Source organism: Streptomyces sp. NPDC004721, assembly GCF_053601495.1.
Genome location: NZ_JBSGBZ010000057.1, coordinates 1 through 14,799 on the forward strand (window position 1 = coordinate 1; position 14,799 = coordinate 14,799).

The following is a 14,799-nucleotide window of genomic DNA, read 5'->3' on the forward strand; positions in this document are numbered from 1 at the left end:
CGTCGAACAGGCCCGCAAGGACCTGCCCCACCTCGAACTACGCGTCAACGGCCCCCTGCCGCCGTACAGCTTCGTCGAACCCGGCCCCGCCGAACAACCCGCGAGCACCACGGCCGGAGCCGACACAGGAGCGGGGTGAGGTGTGCTGGAGGTCGACGGGGTGCTCAAGTCCTGGTCGATCCCCAAGGGGCCATGGACAGCAGTCGACCAGGCGTGCATCACCCCGCACCGCCGGCTGTCCAAGGCCGACCGCCCCGGCAACCCCGATACGTCATCGCCGAAACCGCCCGTCACCGGCGGGACTTCGCCACCCTCGACGTGCCCGCGCAGCTGGCCGCCGACCTCGCATTACTGACCGCCCACCGCACCGACCTGGTCACCGACCGGCTGCGGACGGTCAACCGGCTTCGCGACGTGCTCACCGGCATGTTCCCCGCCCTGGAGCGGGCCTTCGACTACTCGGCCCGCAAGGGCGCACTGGTGCTGCTGACCGGCTACCAGACCCCAACCCAACTCCGCCGACGCGGCTAGGCTCGCCTGACGGCCTGGCTCGTCAATCGAGGTGTCCGCGACGCGGACAGCATGGCCGCCACAGCCGTGGAAGCGGTCCAGGCCCAGCAGGCCGCACTGCCCGGCGAGGACACCGCCGCACAGATCGTCGCCGACCTGGCTACGCGGTGCAGGACGACATCCGGGCGGCGGTCGCCGCCGGGGACTTCGCGCCACCGCGCTTCGTCGCCGAGAAGGAGCTGCTCAGTTCCTGCGAGGTGGGTGCCGTCGTGCAGGCCGGCACCAAGCCGGATCCGAAGGCCGTCGCCAAGGTCGTCACCGGGCTGAAGAACCGCGGCTGGCGCGAGACGACGCAGCGCTCGTTCGCCGCCAACAACGCTTGGGGACTGGAGAAGAAGGGGTGGATGCTGAACTTCGTCGCCGGAACGGTCTCAGAGAACGCCGCCTCCTTCAAACCAGCGGCCGAACGGCAGGGCCGAGCCGAACCATTCGAGGGGCTGGTGTTCCGAGGGGTGGGCGCTTGCGGCGCCCCTTCCGCTACCGCGTCGCCCTGATCTCCGTCAGGGCGCTGCAAGGGCAGGAGAGGGGCGCGTGTGCCCCCTGCGTGCCCGATCGTGCGGGGACGCGCGGGGAGCCGCGGTGGCTGGCAGACATCGCGCAAGACAACGGCCCCTGGCCGTTTCACCCGGTCAGGGGCCGTTCACAGGCGCGGTGGGTGTGGGATTTGAAGCCACGGTGACTCGCGCCACGACGGATTTCAAGACCGCCGTGACCTTCACATCGTGATGCCCTCCGACCTGCGCTTAGAAGCTGCGGCGACGTCCGGCGTCCGGTCCGCGGACTGCGCCAGCACCCCCACCGCCGCCGGCGTGGGCGGGTCGACGGGGAGCCGGTCGCGGCCCCCTGGGTCACAGGCCCAGAGCGATGGCCACGCGGGTCAGTTCGGCGGTGTTGGTGATGTTGAGCTTGGCCCGGATACGGCGCAGGTAGGCGTCCACAGTGTGGGTGGAGAGGCCCATGTGGCGGGCGGTCTGGAGGTAGGTGCGGCCAGCGGCGATGTGCCGGAGCGTCTCGCGCTCGCGCGGAGCCAGCGCAGGGGCGGGGGCTTCGATGTGCGGAATGGCGAGGGTGGCGCTCATGGTGTTGTCCTCCGGCGAGGGATTTGACCATTTAGGGCGATTTGCCCTTGTTTCTTCAGGTTGCTCGCCGGACGTCATGGCCGTGTCCGCCGACTGTCACAGGCGCGTCACAGGGAAAGGCGGGATGGTTTGAACGCAGGCAGCCGGGCCCAGTCACCGGCCGGGCCGTCTCGGTTCCCGTCTGATTCAGCCCCGTACAGGGCCGTTCAGACCGGACTGTGGGCGAGGCTAGTCGCGGGACCCGGTCAGCCATGAACGCAGGTGAACGGCTCCGTACGAGGCTCACCACCCCACCAACACGGCTGGAAAGCGTGCACTTGGATCCGAGTACCGTGCTGTTCATGCCAGCTGAACGTGTCTGTCCGCGCTGTGGGCGGGACTGGGCCCATCCGTACCGTTTCAAGGCCGACGGGACGCCCTTCCGGACATGGGCGGGCTCATCCTCGGCCCGCCCGTCGTCGGCGAGACCGGATGCGCCCTGACCTTGCCGGACACTGACCGGACAGGATCCGAGGACACGCGTCCTGGCAGTCCGGACACCGGTCCGTCCGGGCTCCGCTTCGCTTACCACGCTCGCGTGCCCCGCCACCTCGCCGGGGCCGCCTTCGCGGAGGCGTTCGGCCTCCTACGCAAGGAGATCCACGGCGGCCAGGCCCAACCAGCCGGCGACGCCCAACCGATCACCCTCCGGCGAGCTGACGGGCGACGACGACCTGCGCCGCCGCAACAACGACCTCGCCGCCACCCTCGGCGACGACCTCGCCGACAACAACCGCCACGAAGCGCAAGCCGACCGCTTGCCCAAGGTGCAGGGCTCATGCCCGGCCTGCGGCCGAGAGTCGCTGTTCCTCGGCAGCGGCGGCTTCGTCACCTGCGCCATGCTGTCCTGCCCCAAGCCCGACGCGCCCACCGACGTCCTGGAGAGCCGGCAAACCCTACGAATGGCTGGGGCAGGCCCGGCAGAAAGGTAGAGCGTCATGAGCTCCACGACCAGGAAGAACTCCCCCGACCGCATCGAGAAGGCGGTCGTGCGGGCGCTGCTCGACCGGCAGGGATCCACGTACCTGGCCCAGGCGGGGGTCAGGTTGCGGAACACTCCCGGTCCGCTCTACCAGACACTCGTTTTGGCCGTCCTGCTCAGCGCCCGGATCAGGGCGGACACCGCGGTGGCCGCCGCCCGGGCGCTCTTCGAGGCGGGACTGCGCAACGCGCGCTCGATGGCGAGGGCATCGTGGCAGCAGCGCGTGGACGCGCTCGGCGAGGGCGGGTACCGACGGTACGACGAGCGGACCGCCACCCTGCTGGGCAAGGGCGCGGAACTGCTGCTGGAACGGTACGGCGGCGATCTGCGCGAGCTGCGCGAGGAAGCCGACCCGAAGAAGGCGCTTCAGGACATACCCGGGCTCGGGCCCACCGGTGTCGACATCTTCCTGCGCGCCGTCCAGACGGTCTGGCCGGAGTTCGCGCCGTATGTCGACCGCAAGGCGCAGGACGGTGCCGAGCGGCTCGGTCTGCCCACCTCGCCCGAGCACCTCGCGCACCTGGTGAGCAGGCGCGAACTGGCCCGGTTCACCGACGGACTGGTCCATGCCGCCCTGGACAAACCGCTCGCCGACGACGTCCTCGCCCGGGCGAAGGCCGCGTAGTGGGCCGGCCCGCGTTACCCCTGAGCCGCTGATCCGGATCGTCGTCGCGCTCGTCGCCATCGGGCTGCCGACGACGTCAGTGCACGCGGAACGGGCGCGCTCGCTCGGCGTTGAGGGCCAGTCCCAGGCCGGGCTCTCCGCCACGGCCGACCGTAAGGGCACCTCCCGCGGGGTCCAGCACGCCGTCGAAGAGGAGCCGTTCGATACGAACGTGGTCGTGGAACCACTCCAGGTGCCGCAGGTTGGGGACGGCGGCGGCGACATGGGCGTGGGCGTGCGGTGCGCAGTGGCCGGAGATGTCCAGGCCGTGGGCCTGGGCGAGGGCGGCGACGCGTAGCCAGACGGTGACGCCGCCGCATCGGGTCACATCGGCCTGGAGACAGTCGACGGCGCCGGCGGCCAGCATATGAGCGAAGTACGGGAGCGCGTAGCCGTACTCCCCCGCCGTGACCTCGGGAGTGATCCGACCGCGTAGGGCGGCGAGCGTGTCGAGGTGGTCGGAGGAGACGGGTTCCTCGAACCACGTCACTCCCTCGTCGGCGAGCGCGGCGGCCACCCGCACGGCTTGCTTGGCGCTGTAGCCGCCGTTGGCATCCACGTACAGGTCGGCCGCATCGCCGATGCCGGCGCGGGCCCGCGCCACACGCCGCCGGTCACGGCTTTCGCGCTGTCCCCAGGACTCCCCGATCTTGATCTTGACGCGGGGAATGCCCTCCTCCTCGACCCAGCCCCGTAGTTGCCGGTCCTGCTGAGGGTCGTCATAGGTGGTGAAGCCTCCGCTGCCGTACACGGGCACGTCCTCGCGCGTCGCGCCGATGAGCTGGACGAGGGGGAGGCCGAGCATACGGGCCTTGGCGTCCCACAGGGCGATGTCGACGGCGGAGACGGCCAGTGCCGCGATGCCGGGCAGACCGGCGTTGCGTACGGCGCGTTGCATGGCCTCGTTCAGGTACGGCACGTCGAGGATGCTGGTGCCGGTGACCACGTCGGCGAGCAGGTCGTCGACGACGCGCGCTGTCGCCGCGGGGGCGTAGGTGTAGCCGAGCCCGGTGACGTCGCCGCAGCGGACGGTGGCGAGGACGAGGGTGGTGCTGTCCCAGGCGAACGTCCCGTCCGCTTCGGGCCCGTCGGTCGGAACCGTGTAGACGGCACTGTCCAGCCGGTCCACGGCCTGCTTCCCGGTCACGGTCACCGATGCTCCTCGGCGTCGCATCTGTCCACTGGCCGACCGAGTACCCCCGGCTCTGCACCGCAAAGGCCACGGCGCCACCCGAAGGGTGAGGGGTGCGATTCGGCTCTCAGCGGTCCTCTCCGCGGCCGCGCGCTCGGCCGGAAACGCCCGGCCGGAAACACTCGAGCCTCGTCGTCTACAGTCGGAATTGTGGTGCTGAGTGAGGGAACGTACGGATTCGGATCGCCGACCGGTCGGCTGCTGATCAGGACCAGCCGCGCGGGGCTCGGGCGGAAGGCGGGGCACGATCTCACGCTCGAAGCCACCCGGTGGTCCGGGGAGGCGGTGGTCGTCACGGGTGATCCCGGGAAGTCGTCGGTGACCGTGACGGTCGAGGCGGGATCGTTGGCGGTCCGGGAGGGAACGGGAGGGCTCAAGCCCCTCACCGACGCCGACAAGGCGGAGATCAAACGCCTGCTGGAGGGCGAGGGCCTGCTGCACACCGCGCAGCACCCCGTCATCGCCTTCCGCTCCACGAACGTCACGGGAACGCCGGAGTCCTTCGAGATCACGGGAGAACTCACGATCAAGGGCCGGAGCCATCCGGTGACCGTGCACGGGGGCGGCGACGGGGACGGAATGGTGTGCGGCTGGGCTGTCGTCACCCAGTCCACCTGGGGGATCAAGCCGTACAGCGCGTTCCTGGGTGCGCTGAAACTGGCCGACGACGTCCGGATCGAGTACGCGGTGACCGGACTCGAACCGCCCCCCGGTCCCGGGTCTGCCGCCGAGCAGCCATAAAGGGCCAACACGCGCACTCTCGGCGTCGCCGGCCCTACATGGGCTTGCCGTGGACGACCGAAACAATGAACAGGACCACGATGCACAGCACGACGGCGGCGAAGACGGGCCAGCTGCGTCCCCCGTCCTCGCCGGGCCGCGCGCCCGTTCCCTCGGCGGCCAATGCCGGGGAGGAGGTCACATGGCGCCAGCCGTGGCAGGCGGCGCAGGGCCGGGACGGGAAGGGGACCCGGACGTTCCGGCTGCTCAGCCCCGTGGTGGGGAAGGTGGCCCGGACACCGGGCGAGGTGGGCGTCAGCCCGTGCAGGTAGATGGCGTTGCGCTGATGATCGAGGATCGCCGAGCGGTCGTCGTCGGGGTGTGCCAGCGCGGTCACGACCTGGGCCGTGGCCAGGGCGACGAGCTGGATGTCCACCCGGGCACCGCGAGCCGCCTGGGTGTCGGCGGTCCCCTGCCGGAAGGCCACCGCGCACTCGTAACAGGGTGTGCGCCTGCCGGGGAGCACCCACAGGATCTCGCCGACCTCGGCGTCACGGATCCTGGGGTCCACCCAGACCGCCGGATACACCGCGGGCCTGCCGACCGCGAGGGCCACGCGGTTGACGTGGCGCTGGCACACGGCGGAGTCGGTCGCCGCCACCACCACGTCCGCGCCGCCCACCAGCGACCGCTGCTCGTCCGCGGGCAACGCGAGGAAGTCCGCGTGATGGCCGGTGGCGTCGCAGGAGGGGAAGTCACGACGGATCTTCGCTGCCAGTGCCAGGGCTTTGGGCCGGCCCAGGGCGGGGGCACCGAGTGGGTGGCGGATCAGGTTCTCCACCGCGAGCGTGTCGGGGTCGACCAGCCGCAGCGGGCTGAATCCGATCCGGGCGAGTTCCTCGGCGAGGAATCCGCCGACCGCTCCCGCGCCGACGATCAGCACCGCTCCCGTACGCCGGTGGTGGCGCGCCCAGACGCGGTCCTCGGGCGGAGCGGTCAATCGAAGGTCCAGCGAGCCACGCGAACCGGGCCGGACCCGGTCTGCTCGTCGCGGTCGGAACCCTCCTCCGGCTTCAGCTCGCCGGTGTCGGCATCGAGGAACCACTGACGCTCACTGGCGCGTTTCTGCTCCTCCGTCAGTTCGGCCTTCTGCAGGGTCTCCGGTGCTGTACCCACGAGAATCCCTCCCGCCTGGTCTCTTGAGGTTCCTGCATCGCCCTTTCCACGCTACGCGCCGGTATGGGCGCCGCATCCCGGGAGCGGAGCGACCGGCAGCGTACGGCTGGTCGGTCCGCTCCCAGGCCGGATCAGTCCTGCGTGGGCGACCGGACGAGCTTGATGCCGAGCCCCAGCAGGCGTACCGCCGTTCCGACACCGCAGAGGTCGGCCAGGGCGAGGAGCGCCGGTTCGGCGGCCGGCAGCAGAAGCCGCAGACCGCGCTCGGTCACGGCGGGCACAGAGAGCCGGGGCAGCGTGATGGTGACCGTCATGAGGCACCTCCGCCTGATCGGCACCCTCAGGCGCACCGGCGGCGACCACGATCGCCGCGCGGCACCTCGAGTCGAGGCAGGCCGTCAGGCGGCGGTACGGTGCCCGCCGGACGCCTCGGGTGCGACGGAATGGGAGCTGGGACTCTCATCCCGTTCACCTCCTCGGGCTCGCAGCGGACACACCCCACAGGGGTGAGGCACACCCTCCACCCAGGGCCCACTCCCGACACGATCGCCTGTCGAAGCCCTCTTCCGCCGCTCCGGGGCACTGGCGGGCCCGGCGTCTCCCGGCGCGCGTCGGCGCGGCGCGGGCGATGTGCTCGCCCGAGCCGCGGCGGTCGGCTCGCCCGGCCCCTCACGGGTTGCGGGGCGGGGCGGTTCCGGTGGTGGAGGAGGGAGTGGAGGAGGTGGCGGGTGTGGAGGACGCGGCGGTGGTGGGAGAGGCCGGGGACTCCTCGGGCCGCAGCACGCACAGGGCCCAGATGATGAACCCGGAGAACGCGATCATCACGACCGCCCAGACCGGGTAGTACGGCAGGGACAGGAAGTTGGCGAGGATGATCAGCCCGGCGATCGTCACACCGGCCACGCGCGCCCACATCGCCGTCTGGAACAGCCCGATGCTGACGATCACGGCGAGCACCCCGAGGACGAGGTGGATCCAGCCCCAGCCTGTGAGGTCGTACTGGAAGACGTAGTTGCGCGTGGTGACGAAGACGTCGTCCTGGGCGATGCCCATGATCCCGCGGAAGATGTCGAGCACTCCGGCGATCATCAGCATGACGGCGGCGAAGGCCGTCAGGCCGGTGGCCCATGCCTGCTTCGCCGGATGCGGCCGTGCGGTGTGGGTCGCGGTCATCTTCTCCCTCGTTTCGTCTCGTCCGGCGTGTTCATCGACGGCCGGGAGTGGAGCTGACGGAGCTGTCGGGGCTCTCGGGGGTGGAGGTCACGGAGGTGGCGCGCCCCTCGGGGACGCCGCTGGTCAGGATCATCTCCTTGGCCCGGGCGAACTCCTCGTCGGTGATGTCTCCACGGGCGCGCAGGTCGGACAGCCGGGCGAGTTCGTCGACCTTGGACCCGCCCCCGCCGCCTGCCGCGGTCTGCCGGATGTAGGCGTTGAAGGCCTCCTGCTGCTCCCGCGCCTGTGCGATCTCCCGGCGGCCCATGCTCTTGCCGCGGGCGATGACGTAGACGAGGACGCCGAGGAACGGCAGCACGATGCAGAACACCAGCCACCCGGCCTTGGCCCAGCCGTTCAGGCCGTCGTCGCGGAAGATGTCGAGGATGACCCGGAAGAGCAGGACGAACCACATGATCCACAGGAAGAACCAGAGCATCGTCCAGAAGGCGCTCAGCAGCGGGTAGTCGTACGCGAGGTTCATCTGCGTGCTCATTTCTCTTCTCCGTCCCGGGCCTGTGCCCGGGTGCGCTGTCTGCCCTCTGTCAGCGTGCGCACGGCAAGGCGTGGGCGCCTCACCCGATGCGGGTGACCGTGCAACTCCACCGTGGTGCCTCGCCGCGCTGCCCTGGGGCTCGGGGGCTCAGGACGTCGCGGGGCGTACGCCGCCGGATCCCGCGGAGTCGGCGGGACCCGTGGCGGAGGCGAGGACGGCCAGGAGGATCAGGACGGCGAGGACGACGCACAGGACGAGTGCGACGACCGCGACCGTGGGGTTGTTCCAGAGCACCAGGGCGAGCGCGCCGGCCGCGATGACGACGCCAGTGGTCCACTTCCGGTGGGCGTCCAGCCAGTGTCCGGCCGTGCCGGTGTGCACTCCGGCACGGCCGAGTGCCTCGCCGGCGGCGCCGGTGCTCCGCCGGGCCAGCGTCCGCACCCCGCGAGCGGCGCGTCCCGGGCCGTACAGGTAGGCGGCCAGCGCCGTGATCACGGCGACGACCAGGAGGGTGCGCGCGCTGTCGCGGAGGAACCGCACCAGGGTGTCGTAGATGACCGCGGCGGCGTCCGGGGGCAGTGTGGTCGGAGGGACGGAGCCGAGGTAGACCCGGCGGGCCACGGCCAGGGCGATGAGCAGGACGATCATCATCACGCCCACGCCGACGGCCGTGACCTGCAACATCAGCCGGTGCGACGGAGCCGTCCACACGGTCAGCGCGGCGAGCACGATGGTCACGACGGGCAGCCAGACGCCGACGATGTCGAGCAGCCGCATGGCGTCCTGGGCCTTGCTCAGCTTCTCGGTCCTGAACAGCGTGATCGAACGGTCGGGTGCGGGTATGACCGAGGCCTTCCGGAAGCCGGCGCGCTCCAGCTCGTGCTTGACCTGGTCGACGACGACCCCGATGTCCAGTTGCACGGTGTCGCCCTGGGCCCGTACGGCTCCCTTCTGGCTTCCGGTGAGGACGTTCATCAGCGCCATCTGCGCCCGCCTGTTGGCGGTCACCCAGACCTCTTCGAATGCGTCGCTGGTGATGACGCGCTTGACGACACGGTGCACCACGTCGGTGACGGCGCTGCGCAGCGGGCCGGTCAGCACGGTGGAGCTTTCGACGACGCGCGGCGGAGCCCCGGACTTCCTGAGGGCGTCGGTCAGCGCCGCTGTCACCGCGTTCACGTCGATGTTGTCGACGACGCGCTTGGTCAGCCGGTCGGTCACGGCGTTCTGCACGGCCGGTTCGCGGGCCAGGGGTGTGACGGTCTGGACGTAGCGGTCCGTGTCGGCGACCGTGTCGTGCACCCAGGCCGCGACGATGGCCAGGGGGGCGAACACCAGCGTCACCACCAGCAGGACCGTGGCGCCCGCCCGGCGCATCCTCCGGTGCTTGACCGCGGCGGTCCGGCGGAGCCGTTCGTACTCGGCGTACTCCGCGGGGGTCAGGGAGCGCCGGGGCTCCCCGGCGCTCCCCGGGGCCGGCGGGACGGGGGCGTCGGCGGGGGCCATGGATCCTCCTTGGTCGTCGCGTGCGGGGCAGCGCGCCACACGGCGTGCGCACGGCGTGAACCGCTCGTACGGGGACCGCCCGGACGGGGGCTGGACGGCGGGCGTGCTCCCCCGGACCGGCGCGGCGGGCGGCGTACGAGGGGGCTCAGACCGTGGCCGCGGGCCCCGACGGGGTCCCCGTGGCGGCCCTGCGCAGCGCCGACCGCCAGGCGAAGGCGACGCCCAGTTCGACCAGGCCGAGCAGCACGAGCCACAGGCCGAGCAGCCGGGTCAGCACCAGGGCCGACTGCGTGGGCAGCGCCAGCACCACGATGCCCGCGACAATGCCGAGGGCCGCCGCGCCGAGGAGGACGCCGCGGTGGGGCAGGCTCCGGAAGCCGAGCGCCGTGTAGGCGGTGAGCATGCCGGACAGCAGCCAGACGATCCCGACGATCAGCGAGAGCGCGGCGATCGTCTGCAACGGGTGCCTCAGGCACAGCACCCCGGCGAGGACGAACAGCACCGCGACCAGCAGCCGCGGCAGGCGCTCGCCGTGCTCCTCCCGGGAGAACGCGGCGACGAACCGGAACGCGCCGGTCACGAGCAGGTACAGCCCGATCACGATCGCCAGGACGTGCAGGGTCTCGTTCGGCCAGGCGAGCACGATGATCCCCGGCACCAGCGTCGCCAGCGCCGAGCCCAGGAGCCAGGACCACGAACTGCCGAGGCCCGCCAGCATGTCGGCGGGGTCCCCGGCCGGGTGGGGGCCCGTCCCGCCGGGCCTGTGCTCCGTTCCGGCATGCGATGCCGAACCACGCGACACGGTCATGGCTCCTCCTCGCGGGGATCGGTTGCAGGTCGCTGCCGGACCGCCGACGGGACGGTGTGCGGGGACCCGTACGCCAGCGTCCCGCGGGTGGGTGTCCCACGGGTCACCCATGGGGGGTGATCCGTCCCCCGCGCTGCCGCGTTGATCTGGATGCCTGTGCGCGCGTTTCCCGGACAGCGGAACCGGAGGGACACGAGATGAGCGACTCGGCAGCTCCTCGCACCCCGGACACCGCGGGGAAGCGCCCGCCGCCGCGGGACCGGGAGCAGCATGTGCCCCGGTCGGCGGCCGTCCTGGTGCTCGCTCGCTCGGTGCTCGTCACAGCCGGTCTGGTGACGGCGTACTACCTGCTGCCGCTGGACGGCCGGGCCTCGGCCACGACGGTGATCCTGCTCGGGCTGGGGCTGGTCGGTGTCGCGCTGTTCTTCGCGTGGGAGGTGTGGGCCATCACCCGCTCGCCTTACCCCCGGCTGAAGGCCGTGGAGGCGCTGGCGATCACGCTTCCGCTCTTCCTGCTGCTGTTCGCCGGCGCCTACCACCTCCTGGACCACTCCGACCCCGGCTCCTTCACCGAGCCGCTGACCAGGACGGACGCCCTGTACTTCACGCTGACCACGTTCACCACCGTCGGATACGGCGACATCACGGCGCGGTCGCAGACGGGGCGGGTGCTGGCCATGCTCCAGATGACCGGCGGACTGCTGCTCGTGGGTGTCGCGGCGCGCGTGCTGACGGGTGCGATCCAGGCGGGTCTGCGCCAGCAGCACCGCGACCGGCCGCCCGGGTAGCTCACTCCGGGATGCGGCGCATCTCCAGGACCCGCAGGCCCAGTGACTGGCAGCGGGCCAGCAGCCCGTACAGGTGCGCCTCGTCCACGACGGGGCCGAACAGGACGGTCTGACCGGACATCACCACGTGGTCCAGCTCCGGGAATGCCTTGGTCAGCGTCTCCGACATATGCCCGTCGACGCGGATCTCGTAGCGCATCAGCCGCTCCCACGGTGGCCTGGGGACGGGCGTACCACGCCCCCTGTCCGAGGGTCCGCCCGGCCGGGGCGCCCGGGCCTCACCCGGCGCAGGTGATACGGCAGGTGGGTGCGTCCCGTGTCAGTGAGTGAGGACGACCTTGAACACGAGAATCAGCAGCCCGATCACCAGGTTGACCGCTGCCGTGCCCGCGACCAGGCCCCACGAGGCGCCGGCCCGGCGCGCCGCGGCCGCCGACCAGCCCACCTGGCCGGCCACGGCCACGGAGAGCGCCAGCCACAGCCCGCCCGCCAGGTCCAGGCCGAACAGCGGGCTGACGGTCAGCGCGAGGGCGGGCGGCAGGGCCGCCTGGGCGATCGGCCACTCGTCGCGGCACACGTGCAGGACGGTGCCGCGATCCGGGTGGCGCTGGGCCAGGCGGGCCCCGAACAGCTGGGCGTGCACGTGCCCGAGCCAGAACACCAGACCGGTGAGCACCAGCAACAGCGCCAGTCGCAGCCGCGGGAAGTATTCCGGTACCCCGGCGCCGACCACCACGGAGGCGGCGAGCATGGACCCGTACACCCCGCCGGTGTAGTCGGTGTGGGCCCGTGGCAGGCGGTTCACAGCAGGCGCAGGTCGCGGGCCCGGTGCACCGCTTCGTTGCGCCGGTTGACGCCGAGCTTGCGGTACACGCTCTTGAGGTGGGTCTTGACGGTGTTGACCGACACGAACAGGTCCGCGGCGATCTCCTCGGTCGTCATCATCAGCGCGAGCCGCTGGAGCACGTCCCGCTCGCGGCCGCTGAGCCGGTCGACGACCAGGGCGGGCGGGCGGTCCGTCCCCGGCTCGGTCCCGGGCGGGGGACCCGGGCGGGCCGGTGGCCGGGGGAACGCGTCCGTGTCCAGCAGGCGGCGCAACCACGGTCCGGCCTCGTGGAAGGGGCGCCGCAGTCGCTCGTTGCGGGCCTCCAGCAGCGCGCGGGTCGCCAGCCGGCGCGCGGTGGCGTGGTCGCCCTGCCTGCCGGTGGCCTCGGCACGCACGAGCAGGGCCCGGACCGTGACGGCGGGACCGCTGCGCTGCCCGGCGGGAAGCGCGTCGAGCAGGTCCAGGGCGGTGCCCGGGTCACCGGCGGCGAGGTGGGCGCGGGCGGCCGCCACCGTGCAGGCGGCGTCGTGGCCCACGGCGTCCTCCAGCACCTTCACGGCCAGCTCGGGGCGGCCCTCGGCGAGGTGGGCCGCGGAGACGACGAGCGCGGTGTGGGCTTCGGCCCAGGGTGAGGCCACGGCGGCGGGGACGGCCGAATCGGCGGTCTCCAGGGCGGCCCCGGCCTCTCCGCGGGCCAGTTGGAGCCGTGCCCGCGCGATGACCAGGCCGGCGGCCGCCACGGGATCCCACGGCACCGGCTGCGGGGCCGTCGCCCGGTCCAGCAGGGCCTGGGCCTCCCCCAGTTCGTCACGGTCGACGGCCACCGCGGCCAGCACCAGGTGGCCGAGTCCGGAGCCGGTCGGCTCGGTCAGGCTGAACCGTTCCGCGTCGGCGAGTGCCGCCAGGGCCTTGCGTTCCGCGCGCGTGGGCCAGCCGGTCAGGTAGTCGATGAGCGCGAGCTGGCTCAGGGACTCCTCCCGGGGCAGCGCCGTGGCCCCGTCGGAGCCGGCCGCCGCGGCGGACAGCGCGGCCCTGGCGTCCTCGAAGCGTCCCGCCCACAGGCGGGCGGCGCCCAGGTGGGTCTGCAGCAGGGCGGCGAGTTCGGGGTGCTTGTCCAGGAGTTCGGCGGGGAGGTCCTGTTGCAGCTCCCGCGCCGTCCGGGCGGCGTGTTCGGCCCGGCCCGGGGCGCCGGTCAGCCGGGCGGCGAGAATGTCCAGGAGGGCGAAGCTGAGCCGGGCCGCCGCCATGTCGGCACCGGCGCGGGCCAGTTCTCGACGGGCGTGCTCCAGGTGCGGGCGGGCGTGGCCGAGGTCGCCGTCGGACAGCTCGCGCGCCGCGCGGACGAGGTCGGCCTCGGGGCCGGTGGTCTCGGGGGTCATCCGCGAGAACAGCTCGCCCAGGTCCCCGGAGCGCAGGCCGGTGAAGAACTCCCCGATCGCGAGGTCGTCCACCAGGGCGCGGGCGGTGAACCGCCAGTCGCCGGCCGCGGCGCCGTGGGCGAGCGTCTCGGGCAGCGGCCCGGTGTGCCGCAGCCACTCGGCGGCCCTGCGGTGCAGTTCGGTCTCCAGGTTGGGGAACCGCACCCGCAGGTGCGCCGCGAGGATCTCCGCGAAGAGCGGGTGGAGGCGGTACCAGGAATGGCCGAGGTGCTCCACGAACGCGTTCGCCCGGTGCAGCTCGGCCAGGATGGGTTCGGCGTCCCGGCGCCCGGCGAGCGCGTTGGCCAGGTCGGGGCAGAACCGGTCCAGGACGCTGACCCGCAGCAGCAGGTCCTGGGTCGGGGCCGGCTGTCTCTTGAGCACCTCGGCCAGCAGGAAGTCGGCGATCGTGCTCTGTCCGGCCTCGAACTCCTTGAGGTAGGTCTCCGGGTCGCAGCTCTGCCGCGCGGCCAGGGCGCACAGCCGCAGGCCCGCCGCCCAGCCCCGGGTGCGCTCGACGAGCGCGCGGGCCGCGTCGCGGCCGAGCCGCAGCCCGTGCAGTTCCAGCAGGGTCCCCGCCTCTTCCGGGGTGAAGGCCAGTTCCGCGTCCCTGATCTCGGTCAACGTGCCGTCCGCGCGGTAGCGGTGCAGGGGCAGCGTCGGTTCGGTGCGGGTGACGAGGACCAGGTGCATGCCCTGTCCGGCGTGGTGCAGGACGAAACCGAGCTGATCGGCGATCTCCGGTGCGGTCACCCGGTCGTACTCGTCGAGGACGACGACCACGGGTCGGTCGCGGCCGTTCAGCCGCGCGGCGAGCCGGGCGAGCAGGCCGTGGTTCACCACTCCGGCCTCGGCCGGGCGGCCGACGTCGCGGATCTCGTGCGCCCCGCACGCGCGCAGGGCCTCCAGCAGGTAGGCCCAGAAGACTCCGGGTGCCTGGTCGGTGGTGCCCGCGGTGAGCCAGGCCACCGGCCGTTCCAGGTGGGCGGCCCAGTCGGCGACCAGCAGCGTCTTGCCCGCACCCGCGCCGCCGTTGACCATGGTCAGCGGTGTGGCCAGTGCCTGGTCCAGGTGATCGAGCAGGCGCTGCCGGCGCAGGAACGTGGCCGGCGGTACTGGCACGGCGAACCGGGTTCGGAGGAACGGGTCCCCCAGGGGATCAAGGCCCGCGGCCGTCGGCCCGGGACTGTTGTCGCCGCGTTCGGACACCGCGCTCACCACCACCGGTCATGTCATGGGCAGCGCTTCTCCCGCTCAGGATCTCAGTGATCGCCCGTACGCGCGCGTCGCGAGGGGGCACGGCGGCCCGACGTCGTAGGGCAG

The 14,799-nt window shown here is 72.3% G+C and carries 17 protein-coding genes and 1 pseudogene; 6 read left to right on the top strand and 12 right to left on the bottom strand.

Features of this window, described 5'->3' with window-relative positions; all coding sequences use genetic code 11:
- From ACWEK3_RS34365 to ACWEK3_RS34375, 3 genes and pseudogenes are all read left to right on the top strand, one after another.
- Positions 1-139 (top strand): GvpL/GvpF family gas vesicle protein (locus ACWEK3_RS34365; RefSeq protein ID WP_453251470.1); only part of this gene is annotated, 139 nt, incomplete at its 5' end.
- Positions 140-267: 128 nt separating this feature from the next.
- Positions 268-678 (top strand): annotated as a pseudogene (locus ACWEK3_RS34370) (IS110 family transposase); the annotation flags it as partial.
- Entirely contained in the window at positions 678-1,064 is a 387-nt protein-coding gene (locus ACWEK3_RS34375; protein ID WP_453251471.1) for a hypothetical protein, read from the top strand. The pseudogene ACWEK3_RS34370 and the gene ACWEK3_RS34375, both read left to right, overlap by 1 nt.
- A gap of 354 nt (positions 1,065-1,418) precedes the next feature.
- Here ACWEK3_RS34375 and ACWEK3_RS34380 read toward each other — a convergent pair whose 3' ends face one another.
- Entirely contained in the window at positions 1,419-1,649 is a 231-nt protein-coding gene (locus tag ACWEK3_RS34380; protein ID WP_141365842.1) for a response regulator transcription factor, read from the bottom strand.
- A gap of 977 nt (positions 1,650-2,626) precedes the next feature.
- Here ACWEK3_RS34380 and ACWEK3_RS34385 point away from each other — a divergent pair.
- A complete protein-coding gene (locus ACWEK3_RS34385) occupies positions 2,627-3,295 on the top strand; it encodes an endonuclease (RefSeq protein WP_453251458.1) in 669 nt (222 codons plus the stop codon).
- A 76-nt stretch (positions 3,296-3,371) separates the two neighbouring features.
- Here ACWEK3_RS34385 and ACWEK3_RS34390 read toward each other — a convergent pair whose 3' ends face one another.
- A complete protein-coding gene (locus ACWEK3_RS34390; protein WP_453251459.1) occupies positions 3,372-4,508 on the bottom strand; it encodes an enolase C-terminal domain-like protein in 1,137 nt (378 codons plus the stop codon).
- Positions 4,509-4,676: 168 nt separating this feature from the next.
- On the opposite strand from ACWEK3_RS34390, the gene ACWEK3_RS34395 reads away from it, so the two are divergent.
- Positions 4,677-5,267, top strand: coding sequence for a YceI family protein (locus tag ACWEK3_RS34395; protein ID WP_450542460.1), 591 nt, complete (start codon positions 4,677-4,679; stop codon positions 5,265-5,267).
- 34 nt (positions 5,268-5,301) lie between these two features.
- On the opposite strand, the gene ACWEK3_RS34400 is transcribed toward ACWEK3_RS34395, so the two are convergent.
- From ACWEK3_RS34400 to ACWEK3_RS34430, 7 genes are all read right to left on the bottom strand, one after another.
- Positions 5,302-6,246, bottom strand: a complete 945-nt coding sequence (locus tag ACWEK3_RS34400) for a HesA/MoeB/ThiF family protein (protein ID WP_453251460.1) — start codon at positions 6,244-6,246, stop codon at positions 5,302-5,304.
- Positions 6,243-6,422, bottom strand: coding sequence for a hypothetical protein (locus ACWEK3_RS34405; RefSeq protein WP_450542464.1), 180 nt, complete (start codon positions 6,420-6,422; stop codon positions 6,243-6,245). The genes ACWEK3_RS34400 and ACWEK3_RS34405 overlap by 4 nt, the downstream gene beginning before the upstream one ends.
- Before the next feature lie 131 nt (positions 6,423-6,553).
- Positions 6,554-6,736: a hypothetical protein gene (locus ACWEK3_RS34410; RefSeq protein WP_450542466.1), complete on the bottom strand. Its 183-nt coding sequence runs from the start codon at positions 6,734-6,736 to the stop codon at positions 6,554-6,556.
- A gap of 355 nt (positions 6,737-7,091) precedes the next feature.
- Entirely contained in the window at positions 7,092-7,595 is a 504-nt protein-coding gene (locus ACWEK3_RS34415; RefSeq protein ID WP_450542467.1) for a DUF7144 family membrane protein, read from the bottom strand.
- Between the two features lie 31 nt (positions 7,596-7,626).
- Positions 7,627-8,130 carry an SHOCT domain-containing protein gene (locus ACWEK3_RS34420; protein ID WP_376409883.1) on the bottom strand — a complete coding sequence of 168 codons (504 nt, stop codon included), beginning with the start codon at positions 8,128-8,130 and terminating at the stop codon, positions 7,627-7,629.
- 147 nt (positions 8,131-8,277) lie between these two features.
- The gene (locus ACWEK3_RS34425; protein ID WP_453251461.1) at positions 8,278-9,636 is read right to left on the bottom strand and encodes a hypothetical protein; all 1,359 of its coding nucleotides are present in this window, start codon (positions 9,634-9,636) and stop codon (positions 8,278-8,280) included.
- A 145-nt stretch (positions 9,637-9,781) separates the two neighbouring features.
- Positions 9,782-10,444, bottom strand: coding sequence for an HdeD family acid-resistance protein (locus tag ACWEK3_RS34430; protein WP_453251462.1), 663 nt, complete (start codon positions 10,442-10,444; stop codon positions 9,782-9,784).
- Between the two features lie 197 nt (positions 10,445-10,641).
- Here ACWEK3_RS34430 and ACWEK3_RS34435 point away from each other — a divergent pair, with 197 nt between their 5' ends.
- Positions 10,642-11,232, top strand: coding sequence for a potassium channel family protein (locus tag ACWEK3_RS34435; RefSeq protein ID WP_453251463.1), 591 nt, complete (start codon positions 10,642-10,644; stop codon positions 11,230-11,232).
- A gap of 1 nt (position 11,233) precedes the next feature.
- On the opposite strand, the gene ACWEK3_RS34440 is transcribed toward ACWEK3_RS34435, so the two are convergent.
- The 3 genes from ACWEK3_RS34440 to ACWEK3_RS34450 all read right to left on the bottom strand — a co-directional run bounded on the left by ACWEK3_RS34440 (position 11,234) and on the right by ACWEK3_RS34450 (position 14,700).
- Positions 11,234-11,431 carry a hypothetical protein gene (locus tag ACWEK3_RS34440; protein ID WP_358731557.1) on the bottom strand — a complete coding sequence of 66 codons (198 nt, stop codon included), beginning with the start codon at positions 11,429-11,431 and terminating at the stop codon, positions 11,234-11,236.
- A gap of 120 nt (positions 11,432-11,551) precedes the next feature.
- On the bottom strand, positions 11,552-11,983 hold the full coding sequence (locus tag ACWEK3_RS34445) for a hypothetical protein (RefSeq protein WP_450542539.1): 432 nt from the start codon (positions 11,981-11,983) through the stop codon (positions 11,552-11,554).
- A 50-nt stretch (positions 11,984-12,033) separates the two neighbouring features.
- Complete coding sequence (locus ACWEK3_RS34450) at positions 12,034-14,700, bottom strand: LuxR C-terminal-related transcriptional regulator (protein ID WP_453251464.1); 2,667 nt, start codon at positions 14,698-14,700, stop codon at positions 12,034-12,036.
- Positions 14,701-14,799 lie beyond the last annotated feature (99 nt).